The sequence below is a fragment of the Pseudanabaena mucicola FACHB-723 genome (assembly GCF_014696385.1).
Classification (GTDB): Bacteria; Cyanobacteriota; Cyanobacteriia; order Pseudanabaenales; family Pseudanabaenaceae; genus Pseudanabaena.
Genome location: NZ_JACJQB010000013.1, coordinates 41,220 through 66,065 on the forward strand (window position 1 = coordinate 41,220; position 24,846 = coordinate 66,065).

20 protein-coding genes are annotated in these 24,846 nt (G+C 44.8%); 6 read left to right on the forward strand and 14 right to left on the reverse strand.

Going from position 1 to position 24,846, the window contains the following annotated elements:
- Positions 1 to 36: 36 nt before the first annotated feature.
- On the forward strand, positions 37 to 1,059 hold the full coding sequence (dusA, locus tag H6F41_RS08775; RefSeq protein ID WP_190403101.1) for a tRNA dihydrouridine(20/20a) synthase DusA: 1,023 nt from the start codon (positions 37 to 39) through the stop codon (positions 1,057 to 1,059).
- 46 nt (positions 1,060 to 1,105) lie between these two features.
- Here the strand turns inward: dusA and H6F41_RS08780 are convergent, their stop codons facing one another.
- The 3 genes from H6F41_RS08780 to H6F41_RS08790 are packed head-to-tail and all read right to left on the reverse strand — an operon-like array spanning position 1,106 to position 3,002.
- The gene (locus tag H6F41_RS08780) at positions 1,106 to 2,041 is read right to left on the reverse strand and encodes a DNA polymerase III subunit delta' (RefSeq protein ID WP_190403102.1); all 936 of its coding nucleotides are present in this window, start codon (positions 2,039 to 2,041) and stop codon (positions 1,106 to 1,108) included.
- Entirely contained in the window at positions 2,041 to 2,709 is a 669-nt protein-coding gene (locus H6F41_RS08785; RefSeq protein WP_190403103.1) for a hypothetical protein, read from the reverse strand. The genes H6F41_RS08780 and H6F41_RS08785 overlap by 1 nt, the downstream gene beginning before the upstream one ends.
- Before the next feature lie 38 nt (positions 2,710 to 2,747).
- The gene (locus tag H6F41_RS08790; protein WP_199288714.1) at positions 2,748 to 3,002 is read right to left on the reverse strand and encodes a hypothetical protein; all 255 of its coding nucleotides are present in this window, start codon (positions 3,000 to 3,002) and stop codon (positions 2,748 to 2,750) included.
- A 350-nt stretch (positions 3,003 to 3,352) separates the two neighbouring features.
- On the opposite strand from H6F41_RS08790, the gene hisS reads away from it, so the two are divergent.
- Both hisS and H6F41_RS08800 read left to right on the forward strand, forming a co-directional pair.
- Positions 3,353 to 4,618, forward strand: coding sequence for a histidine--tRNA ligase (gene hisS, locus H6F41_RS08795; RefSeq protein ID WP_190403104.1), 1,266 nt, complete (start codon positions 3,353 to 3,355; stop codon positions 4,616 to 4,618).
- A gap of 75 nt (positions 4,619 to 4,693) precedes the next feature.
- Positions 4,694 to 5,173 (forward strand): DUF29 domain-containing protein, encoded by a 480-nt coding sequence (locus H6F41_RS08800; protein WP_190403105.1) that lies wholly within the window; start codon positions 4,694 to 4,696, stop codon positions 5,171 to 5,173.
- Between the two features lie 29 nt (positions 5,174 to 5,202).
- Here H6F41_RS08800 and hisF read toward each other — a convergent pair whose 3' ends face one another.
- Both hisF and H6F41_RS08810 read right to left on the reverse strand, forming a co-directional pair.
- Positions 5,203 to 5,979, reverse strand: a complete 777-nt coding sequence (hisF, locus tag H6F41_RS08805) for an imidazole glycerol phosphate synthase subunit HisF (protein ID WP_190403106.1) — start codon at positions 5,977 to 5,979, stop codon at positions 5,203 to 5,205.
- Positions 5,980 to 6,044: 65 nt separating this feature from the next.
- Positions 6,045 to 11,156 carry a hypothetical protein gene (locus H6F41_RS08810; RefSeq protein WP_190403107.1) on the reverse strand — a complete coding sequence of 1,704 codons (5,112 nt, stop codon included), beginning with the start codon at positions 11,154 to 11,156 and terminating at the stop codon, positions 6,045 to 6,047.
- A 258-nt stretch (positions 11,157 to 11,414) separates the two neighbouring features.
- Here H6F41_RS08810 and H6F41_RS08815 point away from each other — a divergent pair, with 258 nt between their 5' ends.
- Positions 11,415 to 11,837, forward strand: coding sequence for a hypothetical protein (locus tag H6F41_RS08815; protein ID WP_242022975.1), 423 nt, complete (start codon positions 11,415 to 11,417; stop codon positions 11,835 to 11,837).
- Between the two features lie 68 nt (positions 11,838 to 11,905).
- Here H6F41_RS08815 and H6F41_RS08820 read toward each other — a convergent pair whose 3' ends face one another.
- The gene (locus H6F41_RS08820) at positions 11,906 to 13,684 is read right to left on the reverse strand and encodes an iron uptake porin (protein ID WP_190403108.1); all 1,779 of its coding nucleotides are present in this window, start codon (positions 13,682 to 13,684) and stop codon (positions 11,906 to 11,908) included.
- Between the two features lie 373 nt (positions 13,685 to 14,057).
- Here H6F41_RS08820 and H6F41_RS08825 point away from each other — a divergent pair, with 373 nt between their 5' ends.
- On the forward strand, positions 14,058 to 14,735 hold the full coding sequence (locus tag H6F41_RS08825) for a HEAT repeat domain-containing protein (protein WP_190403109.1): 678 nt from the start codon (positions 14,058 to 14,060) through the stop codon (positions 14,733 to 14,735).
- Positions 14,736 to 14,797: 62 nt separating this feature from the next.
- The gene (locus tag H6F41_RS08830) at positions 14,798 to 15,850 is read left to right on the forward strand and encodes a glucokinase (protein WP_190403135.1); all 1,053 of its coding nucleotides are present in this window, start codon (positions 14,798 to 14,800) and stop codon (positions 15,848 to 15,850) included.
- Here H6F41_RS08830 and H6F41_RS08835 read toward each other — a convergent pair.
- From H6F41_RS08835 to cphA, 8 genes are all read right to left on the reverse strand, one after another.
- The gene (locus H6F41_RS08835; protein ID WP_190403110.1) at positions 15,837 to 16,292 is read right to left on the reverse strand and encodes a hypothetical protein; all 456 of its coding nucleotides are present in this window, start codon (positions 16,290 to 16,292) and stop codon (positions 15,837 to 15,839) included. The two genes, H6F41_RS08830 and H6F41_RS08835, sit on opposite strands and share 14 nt — an antisense overlap.
- A 61-nt stretch (positions 16,293 to 16,353) precedes the next feature.
- Positions 16,354 to 16,992: a pyridoxamine 5'-phosphate oxidase gene (gene pdxH / locus H6F41_RS08840; RefSeq protein ID WP_190403111.1), complete on the reverse strand. Its 639-nt coding sequence runs from the start codon at positions 16,990 to 16,992 to the stop codon at positions 16,354 to 16,356.
- Between the two features lie 77 nt (positions 16,993 to 17,069).
- A complete protein-coding gene (gene glgB / locus H6F41_RS08845; protein ID WP_190403112.1) occupies positions 17,070 to 19,334 on the reverse strand; it encodes a 1,4-alpha-glucan branching protein GlgB in 2,265 nt (754 codons plus the stop codon).
- Between the two features lie 278 nt (positions 19,335 to 19,612).
- Positions 19,613 to 20,398 carry a class I SAM-dependent methyltransferase gene (locus H6F41_RS08850; protein WP_190403113.1) on the reverse strand — a complete coding sequence of 262 codons (786 nt, stop codon included), beginning with the start codon at positions 20,396 to 20,398 and terminating at the stop codon, positions 19,613 to 19,615.
- A gap of 135 nt (positions 20,399 to 20,533) precedes the next feature.
- On the reverse strand, positions 20,534 to 20,815 hold the full coding sequence (locus H6F41_RS08855) for a DUF3593 domain-containing protein (protein WP_190403114.1): 282 nt from the start codon (positions 20,813 to 20,815) through the stop codon (positions 20,534 to 20,536).
- Positions 20,816 to 20,840: 25 nt separating this feature from the next.
- The gene (locus H6F41_RS08860; protein ID WP_190403115.1) at positions 20,841 to 21,149 is read right to left on the reverse strand and encodes a DUF2499 domain-containing protein; all 309 of its coding nucleotides are present in this window, start codon (positions 21,147 to 21,149) and stop codon (positions 20,841 to 20,843) included.
- Between the two features lie 2 nt (positions 21,150 to 21,151).
- Positions 21,152 to 22,129 carry a carbohydrate kinase family protein gene (locus tag H6F41_RS08865; protein ID WP_190403116.1) on the reverse strand — a complete coding sequence of 326 codons (978 nt, stop codon included), beginning with the start codon at positions 22,127 to 22,129 and terminating at the stop codon, positions 21,152 to 21,154.
- Positions 22,130 to 22,138: 9 nt separating this feature from the next.
- Complete coding sequence (cphA, locus tag H6F41_RS08870) at positions 22,139 to 24,730, reverse strand: cyanophycin synthetase (RefSeq protein WP_190403117.1); 2,592 nt, start codon at positions 24,728 to 24,730, stop codon at positions 22,139 to 22,141.
- Positions 24,731 to 24,846 lie beyond the last annotated feature (116 nt).

Below are 24,846 nucleotides of genomic sequence, written 5' to 3' on the forward strand. Positions count from 1 at the left end.
ACAATGGAAATAATTGATCTCAATGCTTAGCTCTTTATGACTTTCTTATCGCCGCTAACTTCTGAAGCAGTTTGCGATCGCAAAATCTATCCCATTAGTATTGCGCCCATGATGGATCGCACCGATCGCCACTATCGCTACTTCATGCGGCAGATTACGCGGCGGACTTTGCTCTATACCGAAATGGTGACTAGTGCGGCGATTAAGCATGGTGATAAGGACTATTTATTGGGATTTTCCCCCGATGAAAATCCGATTGCACTGCAAGTTGGGGGTGATAATCCTCAAGACTTGGCAGAATGTGCGCGGATTGCAGAGTCGATGGGCTATGACGAAATTAATCTCAACGTGGGCTGTCCCAGCGATCGGGTGCAGAGTGGCCACTTTGGGGCATGTTTGATGAAAACTCCTGAACGAGTTGCCGAATGTGTGGCGGCAATGATGGCGGCGACGAAAATTCCTGTATCGGTCAAGCATCGCATTGGAGTTGATGAGCTTGATCGTTATGAAGATATGCAAAATTTTGTGCAAATTTTGGCGGAGGTGGGGTGTCAGCGTTTTTCTGTACATGCGCGTAAGGCTTGGCTACAGGGGCTAAGCCCGAAGGACAATCGCGAAGTTCCACCCCTACGCTACGGTGATGTGCATCGCTTAAAGCAAGAATTTCCTGATTTATTGATCGAAATCAATGGCGGCTTTACTAATCTAGAGCAGGTGCATCAACAGTTGCAGTATGTCGATGCGGTGATGATTGGTCGTGCTGCCTATGACAACCCCTATCTATTTGCCACTTGCGATCTCGAATTTTTTGGTGACGAGACAGCGATTCGTAGTCGAATTGAGGTGGCGGAGGCGATGATTCCCTATATTGATACATGGACAGCGCAGGGATTGCGTTTACATAAAATCACGCGCCACATGTTGCAATTGTTCCATGGTCAGGCGGGTAGCCGTATCTGGAAGCGAATCATTACTGATAAATCCTGCATTGTGGGTGCGGGTTCAGAAGTAATTAGCGAAGCAATTGCCGCAGTTGTCTCCAGCAGCCAAGCAAGTTAAGACCCAAAACCCAAAAGAGAGTTGCGTTGCAACTCTCTTTTGGGTCTTAAAGCTTTCCTGCGATATGCAGTAAAGTTACTTCCCAAACTAGCCTTGGTTGGACATAGCGACCAATCAATTCCCTAGCTTTGTCGAGATGTTGCAACACTGACTTAGATTTTTGCTGCTCCCAAAAATAATTTTGCAAATAATCAATTAACCACAATTGTAGATCTACCTCTAAATCCTTGGTGATTTGCTTGGCGATGGTCATTGCACTGCGAGCATCCTGCGGAATCTGTCTCACCGAATTTAACAAATCATTGGGGATACTTTTAAAACGCTCAAAGGAATCGATCGCATTTCCTGCCGAGCCTTGGGCGAGAGCAATTACTTCAGGCGGAATATCAGCATGTCCTTCACGGGCAAGTACCTCTTGCATTTGTGCTTGATTGAGCCTTGTGAAAGGGATGCGCTGACATCGGGAAACAAGGGTGGGTAAGATCGACCCAGCATCAGGCACAATCAGAATAATCGTGGCGTAGAGAGGTTCTTCGAGGGTTTTGAGAAGGCTATTGGCGGCAGACTCCGCCATGGACTGAGCCTCTTCGATAATTACCACCGAGCGACGACATTCGAGCGGGGCGCGGCTCACAAATTCACTGATTTCACGGACTTGCTCAATTCTGATCTGTGGCAAGGCGCGGCGCTTTAGTCCTGATGCCTCAGCCTCTTTTGCTGTGAGCATTTTGCCCCTATCTAAATAGGTTGGCTCGACCCATAGCAAATCGGGATGATTGCGATCGCGCAAGCGATTTACGGATTTGTGATCGCCTAGTAAAATCTCGGCAAAGGCTAAAGCAGTTTTGCTGCGACCGACACCACTCGTCCCTGCAAACAGGTAAGCAGGGGCAATACGATCGCGTTGCATGGCTGCCTTGAGTAAGGTGATTGCTTGAGTTTGTCCGACCACGGCATCAAAAGCCGTTAAAGTATTACCCACTAATCATTCCAACTTTGTTGTTGCGATCGCCAAGACTCGCTAGAGCGCAAACTTCTACGGTTGGGACGATCGGAATCCTGTTCCACAATTCGCCGCCGTAGCCACCAACGAATTGCTTCATCGACTGCCGCCGCAGGATCGCTAGAAATTTCCGCTAATTCCGCAAATAGTTCAGGGGAAATTTCGACATAGGGCTTCCGATTTGCTTCGATTGGAGTCTCTTGAGAAATTTCTTCCACGATTAGGGGTGTGTCAATTATTTCTTCTAGGATAGTTATAGTTGACTGATCCTGTGGAAATTGATCTGTAAATTGCTCGGTTTCATTATTGCGGATGGTTGGCATATAAGCACTCTCTGCGTCATGAAATAGATTAATTCTCAGGGCAGTAAAGGTGACGGCAAGATTGATGGCAGCTAAGACTAATAGGTTAACTGCCTGTCCCAATAGTAAAAGTATGGCTGCCGTCAGACTGATGAGGACACCTGTCGCCAAAAAATTATAGCCAACAGTTTTTCTCGATACTACTGGTTTGCTTGTTTTTACGGGCGGTTCAGGGCGAACTCTAGAACCGCGTTGCCTTGTCCCAAAGATAAAAACTAGGGCAATGGTGATATAGACCAGACCCAGTGCTAAGAAAAAGCCATTGAGTAGCCAAAAGTCTTGCATGAATTTATTCAAGCTTGCTTAAATTTGCTGGTCATTTATTAGTCATTCCATTCGCCGCGTGGTGGTACGACAGGATTCATGGTGAGGGGACGAGAGCGATCGGCTTCTTTGATTGCCCGACGTTGTAACCACTGACGGATAGCTGTATCAATTGCTTGTTCTGGATCATTCGTTACTTCGCCAAGTTCGGCTAGCAAAGCAGGGTCAATGTCTATACTCTTTAGTACCTCATTAAATACTGCTTCGTTAGCCGATTGGTTTATTTGCGGTTCGTTGGCGTTATCTTCTGGCATGGGTACTATTTTAAGAATTATTTAACTTGAATTAATCTAGGGCTATGCCGATTTTACCCAGATTTGTTACCCTCTGAATGTACATTGCGATCGCAATCTAAATTTTATAGTGATCAGATATAGATATAGCTAAGTAAGTTAAGACATAAACTCAAAAGGGAGTTGCGGCGCTTCGCGCCGCAACTCCCTTGTAGGTTGTAAGGTAACTGGCTGCAGCTATAAAAGGGGCTTAAGTGTTGCTAGTCCACGTTGCCACTCCATGCTCAAGCCACAATTTCAACCAAAAATTGAGGATTTGATGACCAAAAATTCTGTATTCTGGATTAACATCACAGACTTTATTTGTATCCATGTCTTCACTTCAGGTCACACGCGGCACTCGCGACATCCTTGCTCCCGAAATTTATTATTGGCAGCAGTTAGAGGCAACTGCGCGGCAAATCCTTAGCCAAGCCGCCTATACCGAGATTCGCACGCCCATTTTTGAGGCAACGGAGCTGTTTGCGCGGGGCATCGGTGAAGCTACAGATATTGTCGGTAAAGAAATGTACACCTTTAGCGATCGCGGCGATCGCTCTTTGACTTTGCGTCCTGAAGGCACGGCAGGAGTAGCCCGATCCTATATCGAAAATAAGTTATTTGCTCAAGGTGGTGTGCAGCGTCTCTGGTACATGGGTGCAATGTTTCGCTATGAACGCCCCCAAGCAGGTCGCCAGCGTCAATTTCACCAGTTAGGTGTAGAAGTATTAGGTAGCGCTGATCCGCGTGCGGATGCGGAAGCGATCGCCATCGCTAGTGATTTTTTGCAAGCTGTGGGTTTAACGGATCTTGTGGTTGACCTAAATTCCGTGGGCAGTGCAGAAGATCGGGTTGCCTATCGTCAAGCATTGGTGGATTATTTCACGCCTTTTGTGGAAGAAATTGATGCTGATTCTCGCGATCGCCTGACGCGCAACCCTTTACGAATTCTCGATAGCAAAGACAAACGCACTCAAGAAATTTCTCAAGATGCGCCGAGCATTCTCGATTATTTAAGCCCTGAATCGCAACAGCATTTTGAGCAAGTCCAAAGTCTATTAACAGACTTGAATATTGCCTATCGCATCAATCCGCGTCTAGTCCGTGGCTTAGACTACTACACCCGTACTGCCTTTGAGATTCAGTCTAATCAATTGGGCGCACAGTCGGCAGTCTGTGGTGGTGGACGTTACGATCGCTTAATTGCGGAACTCGGCGGCGCGGATGTGCCTGCGGTAGGTTGGGCGATTGGTTTAGAGCGACTGGTGATCCTGATGCAACAGGTGGCGGAACAAAAGCGATCGCAAGTTGATTTTTACATTGTCTCACGCGGTGAAAAAGCCGAATCTAAGTCGCTATCAATTGCTCAGGTTTTCCGCAAAGCAGGATTTATGGTAGAACTCGATCTCAGTGGTGCGAAGTTTGATAAACAATTCAAACGCGCCAGTAATGCCAATGCGAGAGCTGCAATTGTGATCGGTGATAGCGAAATTGAAGCAGGGCAAGTCCAAATCAAGTGGCTAGAATCTGGTGATCAAGAAGCAATTGCGATCGCAAATCTCAGTGACAGTTTTGAGGTGTTGAGACAAAAGTTGTAGTTAGAGATGAACGGCTATGCAAACCGTTCATCAATTAGCCTTTGCTATACTTGCGGTAAGATTTGCCTAAAGATTATGACTGTTGCTTTACCTAATCCATTTCAGGCTGCTACTCATGGCACATTGTATGAGCAGGATTATGCTCTGTGGTTAGAGCAAGCAGTCGATTTATTGCGATCGCAGAATTTTGCAGAAATAGATATTGAGAATTTAGTTGCAGAACTTGAGGGCATGGGTGGCAGTCAAAAACAAGCGATCGAGAGTAATTTAGAAGTTTTGCTGATGCATCTTCTCAAATATAAATATCAACCTGATAAGCGTTCTAATAGTTGGCGCTATACGATCATTGAACATCGCCTCAGATTGCACAAAGCCTTTAAACATAGTCCTAGCTTGAAGCGGTATTTTTTGCAGGAGTTTGCTGATGGCTATCTAAATGCAAGGAAGTTAGCCAGTGCGGAAACAGGATTAGCGATCGCTACTTTTCCAATGGAGTCTCCTTTTACTTCTGAGCAAACTTTAGATGAGGATTTTTTTCCTGAAGTTTCGTTATAGAGATCTCTGTGTGGTAATGATCGCAATATCTAAGAAGCTATTGACCTCACAGCTACCTTGTTAGCACTGAGATACTCTTTGATTTCTGCGATCGTCAACTCCCCATAGTGCAACAACGAAGCTAATAATGCTGCTTCTGCTCTTCCTTCCGTTACTGCTTGCAAAATATGCTCACAATTCCCTGCACCACCCGATGCAATTACAGGAACTTCCACTAAATCCGCAACCTGACGAGTGAGTTCAAGGTCATATCCCGCCTTAGTGCCATCGGCATCCATACTCGTTAGCAAGATTTCCCCAGCACCACGCTTGACGACTTCCTGCGCCCACCACAACGCATCAATGCCTGTGTTCTCTCTTCCACCGCGTACATAGACATCCCAACCGCGATTATGCGGATCATTTCTCCGCCTTGCATCAATAGCAACGACAATGCACTGATTTCCAAAGCGATCGCTACTGCGATTAATTAGGTCAGGATCATTTACTGCGGCAGAATTCATGCTGACTTTATCTGCACCCGCCCGCAACAGTTCACGAATATTGTCGAGATTGCGAACCCCACCCCCTACGGTAAGCGGAATAAATACTTGCTCAGCAGTGCGATAAACCACATCTAAAATTGTGCCGCGATCTTCATGGGTCGCTGTGATGTCGAGAAATACCAATTCATCAGCTCCCGCAAGGTTATAGACTTGTGCTAGCTCTACTGGATCGCCAGCATCCTTGAGATCGACAAAGTTTATCCCTTTGACAACCCGACCTGCTTTTACATCCAGACAAGGCAAAATGCGTTTTGCTAGCATAATCTCTTCAAATTTTCCACAATCACGGCAAGAAAGTATATTTTACAGCGCTTTGGGCGGTGCAATTATTTGGCAAGTGCTATGGTTTTGATTTCAGGAAAAACTAACGGCTCGGTCAGAGTTTGATGCATATTGCCGATAATCGCTTGCAAATATACCCTTAGCTGTTGGAACTTGACCATATTCGGTTGGTATGTGCCGTCGGTTTCTAGATCAAATAATCGACCTGTAAACAACTCATTGCCAAGGGTTGGGTCTTCCAGAATTACCGAACTTTCTGGCTCTTGCCAAGGAAATAAACCTTCGGGCAAATCTCCTTGCAAAATGCTCAAAATGCGATCGCGACAGGTTTTAATATTGACTCCGCGCATTTGTAATTGCTGAAGGAGTTGATTAGGATTGATGGCTTGATTGAGGTTGAGGCGACAGATTTCTTGCAAGAGAAAGTAATCTGAATATTGCTGACGCGCCACATCTTGCAACTGTGGATAGAGCGGTGCGACCGCTAACCCATTTGCCACTGCCGAAGTAGCTAGGGGATCAATCTTGGCATTGGGTAATTTTTGGGCTAACCAACGCGACAGTAAAGGAATCTGCATGGTGCTGCCCAACAACAAAACCTGTTGAACATCTTCACCAAGGATGCCCGCATTGCTGAGAATCGAATTAAGTTCACGGTTAATCCTTTGCATAAAGGGTTGCAAAATCAAATTTTCGACTTCGCGACGCAGCACCACGATCGGTTGCCCCATTAAGTCTTCATTCCAACTATCAACTCCTACATCTCTGCCAAAGGCAACCTTAACGCGATCGGCAAGTTCTAACATCTGCTGTCCAATCGTCGAACTTAACAAATATTGCTGAAGCAGTATGCGTTGCTGTGGTGCTGAAGTCCCGACTTCTGGCAAACTGAGCTGATCAAAATTGCATAGATGACGATTGGGATTGGTAATTAACTGCCAATGGGGATAAAACAGTTGCGTCACGATATCTTGACTGAGGCTGATTCCTGCATAGTCAAGGCTGCGAACATGCAGTTTAGAGCTATCTCTGCCATTATCTAAGCCTCTGCTCAAGCAAATGCTGGTTGTCACTGCTCCTGCATCGATAAATAGCGTAATTTCCTTGGCAATTTTGCGATTATGCAGCAAGGACAATGCAGGAGCGATCGCCTGCTCAACCGCAAGAATCTGCTCAGCATGACTGACTAGCCCTGCATGTAAAATTGCTTCACGGACATTGAGAATATAGGTGTCTGACCAGTTACTGGGGTAGTTAAACACTACACCACTGAGTTTGAGCAAAATCAAACCAAGGTCAGGCAATTTGGGATGATTGGCACGGGTTTGGATTTGCTCTAGTAAACTCTTCAGGGCAGTAAGTAACCAGCGCATTGATATTTGATAGGAATTAGACCATTGAATAATTGGTTGCCAAACACTCACGCCGCGATAGGGTAAGCCCAATTTGAGCAATTGTTTGAAATGGCTGAGGACAATTTCGCCATGGTCGAGGTCAGGATTTTGCGATCGCTTTGGCAGTACACGCACATCCTTTGTGATCGGATCATCGAGGCTATGTTCCTCATTCCAGACCACTTTGCAGAGTATCTCATCAGAATCATCCAGATACAGAGAATATACTCGCCCCGTATCTGCATTCAGTAAGCTTGCCCTTATTGCACTACTACCAATATCAATACCCAAAATCCAATTGTCATCAAGACTATACACTTCGTTTTCAGGAGGGGCTGGTATGAGTGCCACACTTTCTGATTCCAAAACGAGCGAGTCAATGTCTAAAACGTTCTCGCTTGTGTCGCTAATGGGCGCAACTGAGGATAAACCGAGTTGTTCACGCTGATCGTCTAGCAATGGCTCATTAAAGCTAAAGGTGCTTAAGTCCTTGAGCAACTTATCCCAATCACTATCAATGGTTTCGGTTTGATTATCCCCATGGGCATCAGCAAACTCATTGAGTATTGAATCTTCTTCCTCTTCTTCGGGCTTATCGGTGGGGACGAAGTTAATCAAATCTGCGATCGCATCCAGTAATAATTCCGATGATTTACTGTCGCCACTATCGGTAACATTGGCAAAATTATTTAACTTTTCCTCCTCTAAAGAAGCGAAAAACTCTTCAGCCGATAAATCAGTTGCCGATTTGTCTTGCTTTCTACGCCCATCACCACTACTCGTCGGCTGCGATGTAGAAATTTCCACAACATGATTCGTAGTTGATGGCTGATTAAATCCCTGCAAAATTGTATCTAGTTCTTCTAAATCTTCCGAAATTTCAGTAACTGGCTCCGCAAAAGACAAAGGTGTAGTGATCGTATCCGCACTGGTATCTAGATCTGTATCTTCATCTCCAGACATCTGTTGCATTGATGTGTCAGCTTCTCCTAAATAATTGAAATTATCTAGACTATTATGCGTATCAAATTCCATCAAAAGAGTGTCAATTTCATTGTCGCCACTGGAACTCAGATTGGAAGCTCTCTCTGTATCAAGATCTGCTGCTGCTTGTGATTCATCTTGAAGAGACTGCAAAAATAACGAGTCTAGTTCATCATTAACTTCAAAGGGAACTGATGGCGAGTATTTCGCGGCATTTTCGGCAATCACTTCTGCAAAAATAGCGTCCATATCATCATCCTTAGCTTCAGAAACCACAGAAGTTTCTTCTAAGGAAATTTCAGGCAATCCTTCTGATATGTCTGGCTCATTGACAGTTTCTAATTCCTGTACATCTGATAAGTTAGAACTTGTAGAACTATCAAAAACGATAGGAATTTCCTCTATTTGTGATTTAAAGGGTGACAACTGCAAGTCTTCAATGTTGACAACAATTTCTGATTTTGCGCCACTTTTATCTAGGGAAGAGTCGGCAAAGCTATCAATCGATAGATTATCCTCAACCACGGATGGTGAGGATACATCATCCGTAATCGTTTCAGATGCTGTGGTATGTCCATTGGTTTGCTGGGCTGCGACTTCAATAATCGGTGAGAATGCTTTCGGTTCTGCATTGCCCCAATCAGTTAATGCGTAAGGCGTATTGCGAATGAATTGATCTAGATTATCGGTAATTATGGGATCGGCAATCATGCCTGCATCTAGTCGTTGGAGATCGGAGCTTAACTCATTTACTAGTGAATCTTCCCAAGTGGATAGTTCCACATTTTCATTATCTTGACTAGCCAATAAGATGAGTGACTCGTCATCATCCCTTGTCGGTTCTGTAATAGTTTCTTCTAGATCCGTTGTCAGCTCTGAGAGTTTGATGGGCGTTGTCTCTTCTGGAGTAGAGATTTTGCTGATATCAACAGATTGATTCCCTAGCCACAACAGCAGGTCTTCATCGGCTGATACTTCCGCAATATTTACGCTGTCAGTCGTTTGATTACTATTTGCTTCTAGCCACTGGAGAAGTTGAGGATCGTTGATTTCCTCGGTATTGGTACTCAATTCTTCCGCAGGAAAATTTACAGCTAATAAGTCGATATCATTAGGATCTTTTGCTAATGAGCTTAACTCTTCAAATTTCTCAACTATTTGTGTCGCTGCTTCTAGATCAAAGTCGGGATTCATCTCATGGGCTGAGATTGCACTCTGATAGTCGGGAATTGACTCGGTTGCAGCTTTGTCTGCATCCACTAGCAAGTCAGCAAACCCTCCCAATTGATGACTTTGGATGCCCAAGACATCGGTTTGAGGAGTTAGGTACTCATCGGCGCTATCGGTTATAGAATCATCTGGCTCTGGATGTGACTCTATAGTTACAGTCTCAACAATATCTAGCCCGTCTCTGGGTTTCTCCATGACAGGAGCGCTATGCTCATTGCCGCTTTTGTCGCTGCTTTTGTCTAGGGCATCATTAGTTTCAATAGGTTCATCGACTACTTCCTGTTCTTCAACGATGCTTTCACCAAATTGATCGCCAGCTAGGAGCGCATTGATGAGGTTTTCGTCAGCAGGCTCTGTAAAAGTCTCTAAATACTGAATAGGAATTTCATCAGGCAATTCAGGTAATTGATCAGATAACGGGATGCTTGGAGACTGTAACTCAAGTTGTTGCTCATGTTGACTAATCCGTGCAACTAAAGTGTTGATTAATTCCTCTCCCTTTTGCTCAAGGGTTTCCATATGCCCAATTTTTGCCGTAATCGAGGACTGATAGCCTTGAATCTCCTGCTCTAACGATCGAAATGTTGAGTTAAACATTTGATCTAGTTGCAACAAAAAGCGATCAGTTTGTTCTTGGACTTTGCTAACAAACTCGGCAGATGGGGGATTAACCTCAGATATGCTTGGATTAGTTACACTAGAGTTCGCGGTAGACAATTGAGCAAGATTATCTTGGAGTGTTTTCGCAACTGTCTGATTAACGCTATCAGTGACCCTGAGTGCCATTGTTTCCTGTAAGCTGTCAACGGACTGCAACGAGCGATTTAATGATTCTTGCTGCGTCGACTGAAATTCCTTGAACTGCTGCATCCAATTGGCGCGATCCAGCTCTAGTTGGGATATTTCATCACTTAGCTTTTGCTTTTTGTCGTTTAAATTAATTAATTCTTGGTTTATTTGCGATCGCTGTTGTGACTCGATAAATTTATTCAGGTTTGCCGAGATTTCCCCTACCATCAAGGCTCGCTCTACCGCCAAAGTTTGGCTGACAACCTGCTGGATTGATTGCTGTACTGACTCTTTGACAACTTGTTGCAATGTCTGTTGAATGGCTTGCTGAAGCGAAGCAATCATCCGATCATTGACCAGCGTAGAATCTGGCTCAGATATGCCATTTGTCATTGTGCTAGTCTCCTTTGTCAAGTTAGATTCGGCATCAAATAAGTTGCTAATTAATGGCGCAACTAATGGCGGAGGGGACATTTCTAGTTTATCTGCTTTAAATATGTCTGTACTTAGCTCGGTACTGCTTGGCTGGGCATTTGCATATATTTGCACTTGTAAGCGTTGAACTAAAGCCTGATATTGCTGATCTAAGCTACCGACATACGCGTCATCAGTTAAAGTCTCAAGTTGCGATCGCAATTGCTTTAACTGTTCTCTTTGATGCACCGTATCTGGAGATACATGCCTAGATACCGAACCCACTGGGCGGCGTAGCAATGTATTAATTTCATTGATCAAATTGTTAATCAGGACTTTTGACATAGCAACCCTTCCAAGACCTCCATAACGACAGATAAGGTTAGTTTAATTAGATTTCAGGTGTTAAAGTCCTGAAATCTAAGTTACTATCACCCGAATTGCTGGACAAATCGGCAAGATCAGTACACAAATTAGCCCTCAAATGAGCTACACTCTAAAGCCAAATTTGTTAGCAGACAATAGCACACATCTTTCCCAGTTTTTTGCTAATATCCTAGCGATTTTCCTATACTTTTTGGTGAGTTTCTGGCGAAGATAACTATGAAAAATAAATCGCATGTTTCTCCAGCTTTTTTTCTTAAGGATTCAATGCTTTATCCTTTGCGTAGAGTCACTAATTTCTTACTTGTTTCTGCGATCGCATCCTTGTCATCTATGGCAATTGCTGGCACTGCGATCGCCGAGCGTCGTGAGGTCGATATTCGTTTACTAGTCAATCAAGATGAAGGCTTTACGGTAATGACTCGTAAGGCTGAAACCCTAGCGCGATCAGCTGCTCAAAGAGCCTTTGATAGTGAAGTTTTAATTTCTAACGTATCGGTAAAAGTCACTGCTCAGCGTGAAGATCGTGCTGCTATCATCCTTCAGCTAATTGTGTCCCGCCGAGACTGGGTTAGCCGACCCGACCCTAAAATATGGGCAACCTACTTTCCTATGGCAAAACAACTCATTGGCATTAGGTAAAAATACACAAACAAAAAGAGGACGCTTTGCGTCCTCTTTTTGTTTGTGTGTAAGAAGCTAAGTGAACATTAGAACGAGAATACAGTTCTCAAAGTACCAACAAAGACAGTACCGTTAGGATTAGTTCCGCCACCCAGAGCGCCAGCATTGAGGAATTGCTGTGCAATGTTGTTGTTGGGGTTGAAGATCAACTGAATATCAGGAGTGATGCGGATATTCTTGGTAACAGGGAAGCTGTAGAAAAGCTCCAAGTTAGTTTGGCTAGAAACACCAACATCACCTTCAATGAAGGGCTGACCGATTGCAATGCCTGCGACTGCGCCTTCCTTAAACACATCAGAGAATGAGAATCCAGCCATCCAGCTTTGAGGATTGTATACACCCTTAACGGCAGGAATACCAACAGGAACAGTCCCACCTGTAGCAGTGAAGTTGCGAGAGATGTCGATAGAGCCAAAGCCGTAGCGACCAAATACTGCAACGTTTTTAGCAAATGCCCATTCAACGTTTACCCCACCTGCATTAATAGTGGAGTTGTCAACAGCACCATTGGTGTATAGCAATCTGAGCGCGAAGGGCTTAGCTCCATCGGCTCCTTTAGGTGCATATTCAAGCTCAACACTTGCTTGGTAAGGATCACCAAACAGACCACCATTACTACGCAATACTGGGTTGCCAGTAATGTTGGATGCAGTAGTAGCTGTTGTACTTGGAGAAGCGCCATTGCCACCTAAGTAAAGTGCGCGTAAGGTGAAGTCACTTTTACCGAGATTCCAGTCAATCGCAGCACCTGCTCCACCAGTTTGACCATTGATCAACATGTGGAGAGGGTTGTTGATGAAGAATGTAGAAGAGAAATCTACGGCTTCGTCGTTAGCAAAGCTGTTTTTGTCAATGTGATCATAGGGATGCATCACAGGACCAACAGAAACACGAGCATCGCCTACGTTAAAGTCGTAGCGAAGTTTCGCCAAGGTGAATGTGCTAGAAGCACCAGCATAATCTTGACCAAAAGTGTCAAAGCCAATATTGGTGTTGGTTATAGGACCAAGAGCTGGACCACCAAATGCAGCAGATGCTGTATCTAATGCGCCAGGTAAAGCTCCAACCGTACCAGGAACTGTTCCAGAACCGTTGCCAACTTCTAATCTGGTGATCAGATTGTCAGTGCCATTAAAGCTGGTGTTAAGGTCAAGTCTGACACGACTAGTCACGAAAACATTGGTGCGATCTTGGAATCCAGGAATAGCATTTGGTGTACCTAGGATGCCAGGACCAGCACCGTTATTCAAAATGCTGCTAGCACCACTAGCACCCGTTACCGCCATGATGGCTTGACCAGAGAGTTTGGTGGTGGTGGAGAACTGTTGAGCTTCGAGCTTAGCAGTCTTAGCATCAAGGGCATCAACACGACCACGAAGGGTAGCTAGTTCAGCAGCAAACTCTTCTTGAAGTTTTTGCAAGGTAGCGAGGTCTTCTTGGGATACCTTATCAGCAAGACCAGCCGAGATGATTTCATTGATTTTATCCAAGCAAGCATTCAAGCCAGCAGCAAATTCGTAGCGGCTGGTGGCTTGGTTGCCACGGAAGGTGCTGTCGGGATAACCAGCGATACAACCGTAACGCTCTACCAAGGACTGCAAAGCGGTGAAAGCCCAATCGGTAGGACGAACATCGCTGAGTTGAGATACGGAAGTTACATTTTGAGCAACAGGGTCGCTGCTCATGGCTTGGCTAATTTGGGAAACGCCTGTTGCGGTTTCAGCAAATGCGGGACTTGCTGCGGCTACGCCAATTAGGCTTAATACACTTAAGCTACCAGCCAAATTCAAAGATAGTTTTTTCATGATTCCACTCCTCACGAGAGTAAATTTTTAGATGTGTAGAGCATAGACTTTAAATCTACTAATAGATTATACAAGTCTTCAGCTTATGCCAATCGTTGTTTGTCGTAAATATACATAAACCTAAGTCTTGTAAGTTTTTTACAAACGAGCTATCTAGCTTTACGAAGACTGCTGACTTTTACATTACTACTGATATGAGTGTATCTTAACACACATCGATTTGTTGTTTGGTCATCCGATCGGATTATTTGTGTGGATATGCTGATGTAGCTATAGTTTTTGTTGGGCAGCCTGATAGTTGGTGATTCCGTTCAAATTATGTTGCGATCGCTATACTTGAGTTTTTAACCTGATTATTTCTAATCATTTATTTATGTCCTCTAGCCAAAAATTAGATTTAGAAGATATCTCGCAACGTTTAGAGAGTGAAAATTCTCGCGATCGCCTCTTGGCTTTAGTTGCTTTACGTGATTTGTCGCCTGAAGAAGCGGTTCCTTTAATTTTGAAAGTAATCGATGATGAAAACTTGCAAATTCGCTCAATGGCGGTATTTGCGTTGGGTTTGAAGCATACGGAGGATTGTTTTCCTGTCTTAGCTAAGATCCTTGAAACTGAGAATGATTATGGGATTCGGGCTGATGCGGCAGGGGCAATGGGCTATTTGCAGGACAATCGCGCGGTTGAGCCTTTGTTGCGGGCTTTTTATGAGGATACGGAGTGGCTGGTGCGGTTTAGTGCTGCTGTATCGTTGGGGAATTTAGGAGATGTTCGTGCTTATGATGCCTTAATTCAAGCCTTGGATAGTCCTGAAACTATGCTGCATCAAGCGGCGATCGCCGCTTTGGGGGAAGTGGGGGATTTGCGCTGTGTGGATCAAATTCTGAGATTTGCTCAGTCCGATGATTGGTTAACCAGACAGCGTTTGGCGGAATCCTTAGGACATCTCAATTGTGAGAAGAGTTTGTCGGCGTTAAATTATTTGGTTAAAGACGCGCATCCACAGGTGGCAGCGGCAGCGAGATATGCAATTGAGCGGCTTGTTGCTAGTTAAGATGATTGCCCCACCAAAAACGGGGCAATCATCTTTTGTTGCAATATTTTTAGGATAGAAAAATAATGATCATTTTAGCTGGCGACATTGGTGGAACTAAGACTTTGCTGCGCTTGGTATCCAAAGAGTCTGATGACTTTACAGTGATTTACGAGGAAAGATTTGCCAGTGCCAACTATGTCAGTTTTGATGACTTGCTTCAGAGCTTTTTGGTAAATGCTAAGACGGCTTTTTGGGAATTGGCGAGCATCTCAACTGCCTGTTTTGGTGTGGCGGGTCCCGTTCGCGATCGCAAATCACAGCTCACTAATTTGGGTTGGGCTTTAGATTGCGATCGCATAGCCATAAACTTAGGTATTGACAATGGCAAAGTGAGTTTAATCAATGACTTTGTGGCAGTTGGCTATGGGGTGTTAGGTCTGCAAACCAATGATCTGTACACGTTACAAGCAGGGCAAGTGATCGAGAGAGCGCCAATTGGTGTTATTGGTTCAGGCACAGGACTGGGGGAGGCTTTTTTGGGATGGTGTGATGATCGTTATGAGGTTTATCCCACGGAGGGAGGGCATACAGATTTTGCACCGCGAAACGATCTCGAAATTGATTTGCTCCAGTATTTGCGAAAGCGTCATGATCGCGTTTCGGTGGAACGGGTAGTTTCAGGAGTAGGGATTGTGGCGATTTATCAGTTCTTGCGCGATCGACAATTTGCACCTGAGTCTGCTGAGGTGGCTGAGCAAGTAAGGCGGTGGGAGTCGGGTGATCTGAATGCGGATGCTGCAGCTGCGATCGCAAATGCTGCTCTTGTTAATTGTGGAATTAATAGCGCGACTAATACTGATCATTTAGCTACGCAAACAATGCAGATGTTTGTCGAAGCATATGCGGCGGAAGTCGGGAATTTTGCTTTGAAATTAATCCCCAATGGCGGTTTATATATTGCAGGAGGGATTATCGCCAAAATATTGCCGTTGATTCAAGATGGCAAATTTTTACAAATTTTACAAGCTAAGGGTCGAGTTAGCCCTGTACTGGCAGATTTGCCGATTTATATTGTGCTTAATCAGGAGGTGGGACTGATTGGGGCAATGATCTATGGCGCTAGTTTAATTTGATTCGCTTTCGGATTTTCTCACCCACGGGTAAGGGAAATGTTTGATTGATTGTCTCTGGATATTTTTGTAAATCTGCGATCGCAAAATAGTTCAGTACCGTAAAGTGAGTTTGCTCCACTGCGGCAACTTTGACTGCACCTTCATCGAGCAAATTTTTTTGTCCATGGTGTCCATATAGCTTCACCCAGAGATAATACTTGGGTACACCAACCCCAACTTGGGTAGGCACAGGTCGTAAAAGTTCGTACTGCACCGTTTTTACATCTGAGTTTAAATCTTGGAAATATTTGTCGAGATCGCGTTGAAGCACCTTGGCAAACTGGGAGGGGACATTCCCTTGAATATGAGAATCATGGACTTCTGCTAATGGATTGGAGGTTTGTTGCGTGGAGAACCCCAAGAAGCCCAACAAAATCATCACAAAGCCGAGACTATATTGCATTACTAGTATTCCTCGTTAATCTAGAGTTAACCATTTCTCGCGATTTGGGCGGGACAAACTTTTAAGGGGCAAGTCTTTGAATTTGCCATGATTGATCAGCTTGGGTGGTATATAAAAAACGATCATGTAAGCGATTAGTACATCCTTGCCAAAACTCAAAACTATTAGGCATAATCCGATATCCACCCCAAAAATCTGGCAAAGGAATCTCGCCGTCCAAAAACTTGTTCTTAATCTGCTCAAATTGCATCAATAGCAACTGTCGCGAGGAAATGATCGAACTTTGCTGCGAAGTCCAAGCGCCCAGTTGGCTGCCTCTCGGTCGTGACGTAAAGTATTGCCAAGATTCTGCTGTGGTTACTTTTTCGGCATTACCCGTAATGTGGACTTGACGTTGAAGTGGCAACCAAGTAAATAACATGGAAACTTGGGAATTATTGCCAATTTGTTGAGCTTTGCGGCTTTCATAGTTGGTGAAGAACACAAAGCCACGATTATCAAAATATTTCAGTAAAACTGTCCGCATAAATGGCTGACCCGTTGCCGAAACCGTCGCTAAGGTCATCGCATTTGGCTCTAGTATTTCAGCCTCACAAGCTTGCTGAAACCAAATCTCAAACTGCTTAAAGGGATCATCTTGCAGATCTTTACGACGTAGCTCGCTGGGTTTGTAGTCTTTTCTTAATGCGTGGATATCCATATGCCCAATTCAAAATAAAAAACTAAAGCCTGTAAATCCTACATGACAGGATTTACAGGCTCTAATCCAATCAGTTGCTAATTTTGGGATTCATTAACATGCTTCAAAACCACGACGCTTAGTGGTGGTGCTGTCACATCGATTGAATATGGCTTGCCATGGGTTCCATACTCATCGGCATACTTTCCGCCAAGATTACCAATACCGCTACCGCCATAAATCTGGGCATCACTATTGAGAACTTCCTTATAGAAGCCCTTTTCAGGGACACCGACGCGATAGTTGTGGTGAGGAACTGGCGTAAAGTTACAGACTACTAAGGCAAAGTCTCCATTGTCTGCTTTACGGAGGAAGGAAATAACTGAATTTTGCGTATCATTACACTCAATCCATTCAAAACCAGATTCTGAAAAATCTTGAGTGTAGAGTTCAGGTAGCGATCGCAAAAGTTTATTCAGATCACTGACAAACCTTTGGAGTGTTTTGTGGCTAGGATATTGCAGTAAATGCCATTCCAGATCGCCCCACACATTCCATTCCGCCCATTGCCCAAATTCCATGCCCATAAACATGGTCTTTTTACCAGGGTGCGTAAACATATAGCCGTACAAGCAGCGCAGGTTGGCGAACTTCTGCCACTCATCCCCCGGCATCTTGCCAATCATTGGACTCTTGCCATGCACCACTTCATCATGGGATAGCGCCAGCATGAAGTTTTCACTAAAGGCATACCAAATGCTAAAGGTGACATAGTTGTTGTTATGTCCACGGAAATAGGGATCAAGCTTGAAGTAATCAAGCATGTCATGCATCCAGCCCATATTCCATTTCAGGTTAAAGCCTAAACCACCTGAATAGGCGGGCCATGTCACCATTGGCCATGAAGTGGATTCTTCTGCGATTGATAAAGCGCCGGGGTAATAGGTGAACAGAATACTGTGCAGGTGACGGAATAGCTCGATCGCTTCTAAGCTTTCGCGACCACCGTACTCATTAGCAAGCCATGTTCCGGGTTCGCGGTTATAGTCACGATAGATCATTGAAGCAACAGCATCAACGCGAATACCATCAATGTGATATTTATCAAACCAGAAAAGCACATTGGCAATCAGGAAGTTCTTAACTTCACTACGCTTGTAGTTAAAGATTTTGGTGCCCCATTCTTTATGCTCACCAATGCGTTCATCGGCTGGTTCATAGAGGAATGTGCCATCAAAGAAGGACAAACCATGTCCATCCTTGGGGAAGTGGGCGGGAACCCAATCGACAATGATACCAATGTCATTTTGGTGGCACTTATCAATAAAGTACATCAAGTCTTGGGGTGTGCCATAGCGTGATGTGGCGGCATAGTAACCCGTCACTTGATAGCCCCATGAGCCATCGAAGGGATGCTCGGCAACAGGCATCATTTCGATATGCGTATAGCCCATCTCCTTGACATAGGGGATCAGGTCTTCGGCGAGTTCCCGATAGGTGAGAAATCTTGCTCCTGGTTTGAGGTCTGCTGCCGATACACTCTGATAACCACTAGCGGGAGGATTGGCTGCGGAGGCGTGCATCCATGAGCCAAGGTGCATTTCATAGACGGAGATTGGTTTTTTGAGGGGATCTTCAGTGCGTCGTTTTTCGAGCCACGCCTGATCATTCCATTCGTAGGTATTGAGATCGGTGACAATTGACGCTGTCTTAGGGCGTACTTCTTGAAAATAGCCGTAGGGATCGGATTTTTCGTAAATATGTCCTTCAGGACTCTTAATTTCGTATTTGTAAACAGTACCAACTGTTAATTCAGGAATGAACAGATCCCAAATGCCTGTATTGCCCTTCCGCATTTGGTGTTTGCGTCCATCCCAGCTATTAAAGTCTCCGATAATCGAGACGTTACGGGCATTGGGTGCCCAGACTGCAAAATAAACGCCACTTACACCGTCAATGGTGGTGGGGTGTGCGCCCATTTTTTCGTAAATTTGGTAATGTGTACCTTCACCAAACAAATAGCTATCGAATTCTGTTAACAATGGTGACTTGAAGTAGTAAGGATCGTGAATGAGGCGATCGCTATCACCAGATTTAACTCGGAACTGATAGTTGAATAGGTGGGGGGAGTCGGTGATGATACATTCAAAAAAGTGTGGATGATGCACGGATTGCATCGGATATTCTTTGTGAGGATCAGGCGTAACTACATATACTGCCTCTGCGTCGGGTAGATACGCTCTAACCACCCATACCGACTTACCATCTTGCTCAATTTCATGGGGACCAAGGACTGTAAAGGGGTCGTGGTGTTGATTCCACACAATGCGATCGATCTGCTCGGTGGGGAGAGTTGGGGTCATATCTCTTTTAGTAAACGCACATATTTAAATTACTGCATATTATTCACCAAATTACGGTGTGTAATCTAAACTAAAGACTGATGGATGTTTTCTTTTATTTATTATGTATATAAATAAAACGTAAAATGTAGCTTCTTATAACAACATAGCTTCTTATAACAACATAGCTCCAGCCAGTTAAGTTAGGACAAAAACAAAAACAAAGAGAGTTGCAGCGCGAAGCGCTGCAACTCTCTTTGTTTTTAAGTAAAGCGGTTGACAGCGCTTTGCCAACCGCTTTACTTAATTGTGCAGAGATAATAAAGCCACATATCCTCGTTAGCACGCAATTCCTGTGGATTGGTAATTTCTAAACCACTTTTCCAAGAATAGATTTTGATATTTTCAAAATTCGCTTGGAGCTGCCTAATCTGTTCCTGAGGTCTAACGTAATATTGCTTTAGACGAAAGTTGTGAGATTCATCTTGAATAATCTCGTGACTAGAAGACTTAATTTGCTGTGGTGAGGTTGAACGGTTGAAGAAGCGTAGCAGAACAAACATGATTAAGTTGACATAGGTCGTGAGGGGATTGCAGCTAACCTGATTTTTCCAGTTAAATTCCCGTTCTAGACCTTGGAGACTATGGCTTGAGAAAAAGAAATATCCTCCCGACTTACTGACGCGACTAACTTCTTGAAAGACTTGTAGTCGATCGCTATGAGAAAGAGAGTCGATGCCATTAAAGCTAAATAAAATAAAGTTGAAGGACTTGTCGGCAAACTGCTGCATATTTCTGGCATCACCTACTGCAAATGAGCGTGCTTGAGTAGATGCGGGAAACCGTTTTTGACAAGCGGTGATCATTTCTTGAGCATAATCAATCCCCGTATATTCTTGAACGATGCTGGAGAAATGTTGAGTAGTACGTCCTCCCCCTACGCCGATGTCCAACATGTTTATGCTTGACCATTGATTCTGGAGCAAATCTAGGATGGTTTGCTCCGCAGGTTGTAGTTGGCGTAACTGACTGTAATGTTGAACAATTTCACGGGCTGTATAAACTTGATAATTATTCTCAAACATGTAGATTCATGTTTGTAAAAGATTTTAGTAGGGCTAATTGCATTGGGATACCAGAAGCGAGAGGATTATCAACATAGCATTGCGAGAATGTTTTGCGATCGCAAAACATTCTCGCTCTTAAAATCAAAAAAACACTTAGTCTTTGGGTTTGAGGGCATGTTTAAACCCTAGTACCAGCAGAATATTGGTAATTGTTAAGAATGACTCAGCACTACCATGTAACCAATCGACATTGGCTAAAACGTCGTTATATTTGGTTTGAGCGTAAATTCCTGCGGGAATGGTGATTGCCACAAATACCAATGTTCCATAAAAACCCCATAGCCCTAGTTTGGGAAATTGCCGAGATTTGGTGGCAAACCAAAGAAAGGCGAGGTAGGGAAACAGTGATAATCCAAAAAGGGCTTCTTTGGGCATTATTTTATATAGCTAAAAGCTAAAATTACGATTGAGGTTTTGTGAGGGCAATTTTCCAGATCGAGTAAGCTGCGATCGCAAGTGTACTATTGCCGATCAGGGTCATAGCTGCTTGCACGGTGACTAACCACTCTAAGGAGTCAGCATTATCAAAGAAGTGCCAAGTTACCGCGCACATAGCACTAACTAGTGCAGGAAACATTGCCCAAGCTAAGTTACGCCAACCACAATTGGGATGCTGTTTGTCATATTGCCAAATTAACCAAATCGCTAATGTCCACTCGATGACGCTTGAAATATGGATTACCCATGTGGGCAGAGATAGGGAGTGCATTGTTAATTTTTTGCCTCGCGCATGGCTAAAAACTCGCGAATTTGCCGATCGGTGGGCTGGGCGGCGATCGCACCCATATCTAAAGTGGTCAAAGCTCCTGCGGCACAGGCATAGGCAATGGCTTCATTTGCAAACTTGGGATCAAGGAGATGTGTGAGTGGACGATGATAAATCTTGTGGATAAAGGCCGCTAAAAAAGCATCCCCTGCACCAGTGGTGTCTACGGAATGGACGGGATATACGGGATGTTTGCCTTGACGCTCACCCAGATAGTAACGACAGTCCTTATCGCCATTGGTGATTAAAATTCCTTCGATATGGCTATAGGCTTGAGCAATTGCGGCGGGACTAGTGAGCCGAAATAGTAACTTTGCCTCATCCTCAGTCATTTTTAGGAAGTCTGTATATTTCAACAGCACTGGTAATAACTTAGTTACCTGCTCAGGATTCTTCCAGAACATAGCCCGCCAGTTAATATCAACGATGACTTTGACGAAATATTGCTCAGCTAGCTTTAAGGCACGACCGACTGCCCGTGATGCCTGAGGACTAGATAACCCCAATGTCCCTAGTACCAAAAATTTGGCATCGACAAATAGATGCTCAGGTAAATGATCGGCAGACATTAAGGTATCAGCAAAGACTGTATTTGCGTCACCATTAAAGCGATCAAAACTGCGATCGCCTTTAACGTCGCGGGTAACATACACCTCACGGGTTGTGGCTTGAGGGTGAACCTGTACCCCTGATGTCTCTACTCCCGATATGCCCAATTCTTTGAGTAAAAACGTTCCCGATGCATCTTGCCCCACACAGCTAATTAAGCTGACTGGGGTTCCCAACTTCGCTAATCCACAGGCAACATTAGCAGGTGCGCCACCAAAATACGGCTGCCAAGAGTTGACTTGCTCATAGGGTACACCGATATCTTCAGCTATTTGATCGATTAAGACTTCGCCAAGACAAATTACACGCGGCATAGGCGGACTTTACGATGACAATTTGGACTTTCGCGATTCAATGATAGCAATTGCCAGATCCACTTTGTCAGGGAAAACCACAACTAAACTGCTTTGAGGGGCGCTATCCAGTGCAGCAGTGAGCGCTTCCGCTTCGTCAAGAATTGTAATACAGGGAATATTCCCGTTGACGGATTCGACTCCTTGACGCAGCAGGTCAGCCACCACGCGAGGTTCTCGACCTCTGAGGTCTTTATCCTCTTTGATAAAGATGCGGCTAAACATTTCGGCGGCGAGTTGTCCTAACTCAATGATGTCTTCATCGCGACGATCTCCAGGTGCGCCAATTACACCGATTGCTTCACCTTCCCATTTTTGAATGAATTCTGCGATCGCTTTAAATCCCGCAGGATTATGGGCATAGTCCACTAGTGCGTGATATTTGCCCAAGTCAAATAGGTTCATGCGACCGGGCGTTTGTTCGCTAGAGGCGATAAAAGTCGCTAAACCTTGACGAATTTGCTCAATTTGCACATCTTGTGAGAAGGCGGCGAGGCTGGCGGCAAGAGCATTTTGAATATTGAAAGCGGCGCGTCCACCAAGGGTAAGCGGTACATTGACTGCTTCTTCAATCCTGAGTTTCCAGTCGCCCTTCAGGATTGTTAAAAATCCGTCTTCATAGACTGCGGCAAGACCACCCTCAGCGATGTGTGATGTGATTAGCGGATTATTGGCATCCATGCTGAAGTAGGCGATCTTCGACTTAACTTCTTTTGCCATGGCTACTACTAGCGGATCATCGGCATTGAGAATGGCGTAACCACTTGGTAAAGCTGTTTTCACAACAACGCTCTTCAGTCTCGCAAGATCTTCGATGGTGTCAATGTCCCCAATACCAAGGTGATCGGCGGCAACGTTCATCACAACACCGACATCACATCCCTCAAAGCCTAAGCCCGATCGCAAAATGCCACCGCGGGCCGTTTCAAGAATTGCTACCTCAACGGTGGGATCACGGAGGATGACTTGGGCGCTATAGGGGCCAGTGGTATCGCCTTTTTCGACTAAGCATTCACCGATATAAATACCGTCAGTTGTGGTGTAGCCCACGCGCTTACCAGTTTGTTTAAAAATATGGGCAATCAGTCGGGTGGTGGTGGTTTTGCCGTTGGTGCCTGTGATCGCGACGATCGGCACTCTGATTGGTGCGCCAGCAGGGAAGAGCATCTCGATGACGGGTGCTGCCACATTGCGAGGTTTGCCAATGCTGGGCGCGGTGTGCATTCTGAAACCGGGAGCCGCGTTTACCTCGACGATTGCACCATCGGTTTCGCGGACTGGTTTAGAAATATCCTCGGTAACTACGTCGATTCCTGCAATATCTAAGCCGATAATACGAGCGACTCTTTCCGCTAGCCACACATTTTCTGGGTGAATCTCATCGGTGCGATCGACGGACACGCCGCCAGTGCTGAGGTTTGCGGTTGCCTTGAGATAACAAATTTGTCCTTTCGGTGGTACGGAGTCGAGGGTGAATCCTTGCCTTGCCAAAATGTCGATGCTAGTGCGATCGATTTCAATGCGGGTTAACACATTGTCATGACCGTCGCCACGGCGAGGATCTTGGTTGGTGATTTCAATTAGCTGCGAGATTGTGGAAACTCCGTCACCTGTGACATTGGCGGGAACCCGTTCTGCCACGGCAACAAACTTGCCATTGATTACCAAAACACGGTGATCTCGCCCTGTGTGAAAGCGCTCAATAATTACTTCTTCGGACACTTCCTGTGCCATGTCGAAGGCATCCATTGCTTCATTGAGTGTCCGCACATCAATGGTGATCCCTCTGCCATGGTTGCCACTGAGGGGTTTAATTACAATCGGAAAACCCCCAACTTCTGCGATCGCATCTTCAAGGTATTTCGGGGATCTGATCGTCGTTCCCCTTGGCACGGGTATGCCAGAAGCCCGCAAAATGCTCTTTGTACCTTCTTTGTCACAGGCTAGCTCGACTGCCAAGATCCCTGTTTTGTTGGACAAAGTTGCTTGAATGCGACTTTGGTGGACACCATAGCCAAGTTGGATCATGGCACGACTGCCCAATTCTAACCAAGGAATGTTTCTTGCCTTTGCCTCGGCAACAATGGACTCGGTACTTGGTCCCAATTGTCCATCAAGACGAATATCCCGAAGATCCTTGAGGTCTTCTTGCAACTCATGGGTGGCATAGGTTCCTGTCTCCAAAATGCTGGTGCAGATTCTGACCGCCGCCCTTGCGGCATAGCGACCTGCTTCTTCAGTTTGGTATTCAAAGACAATTTGATAAATATTGTTTTCGACGGTTGGTTTAACTGCGCCGAATTCAACCTTCATACTTACATATCCCTGCATCGCAAGGGCTATGTCTTTAACAATTTCTGCTAAAAAATCATTGTCGCTAACATCAGCACGATAAGCGATTTCTTTCCCCGCAAGGCTTGGTAGCACTTTGCATAGATTTTGATAAAAGCTAGCACGTTGTAACTGAAAATCCTCTAAATCTAATCGCACAACTACAAGCTGATGTCGTTGAATACTCCAATAATTTGGACCACGTAATGTTTGGATTTTGAGAATTTTCATAGTCGAGCGTTTTTAAAGGTGCATCCAATGGCTATATGTCCAGTGATTAATCCTAGCGATCTTATGGATCATCATTTTGTATCAATTGAACCAAAATTAGATTGATTAATTATAAT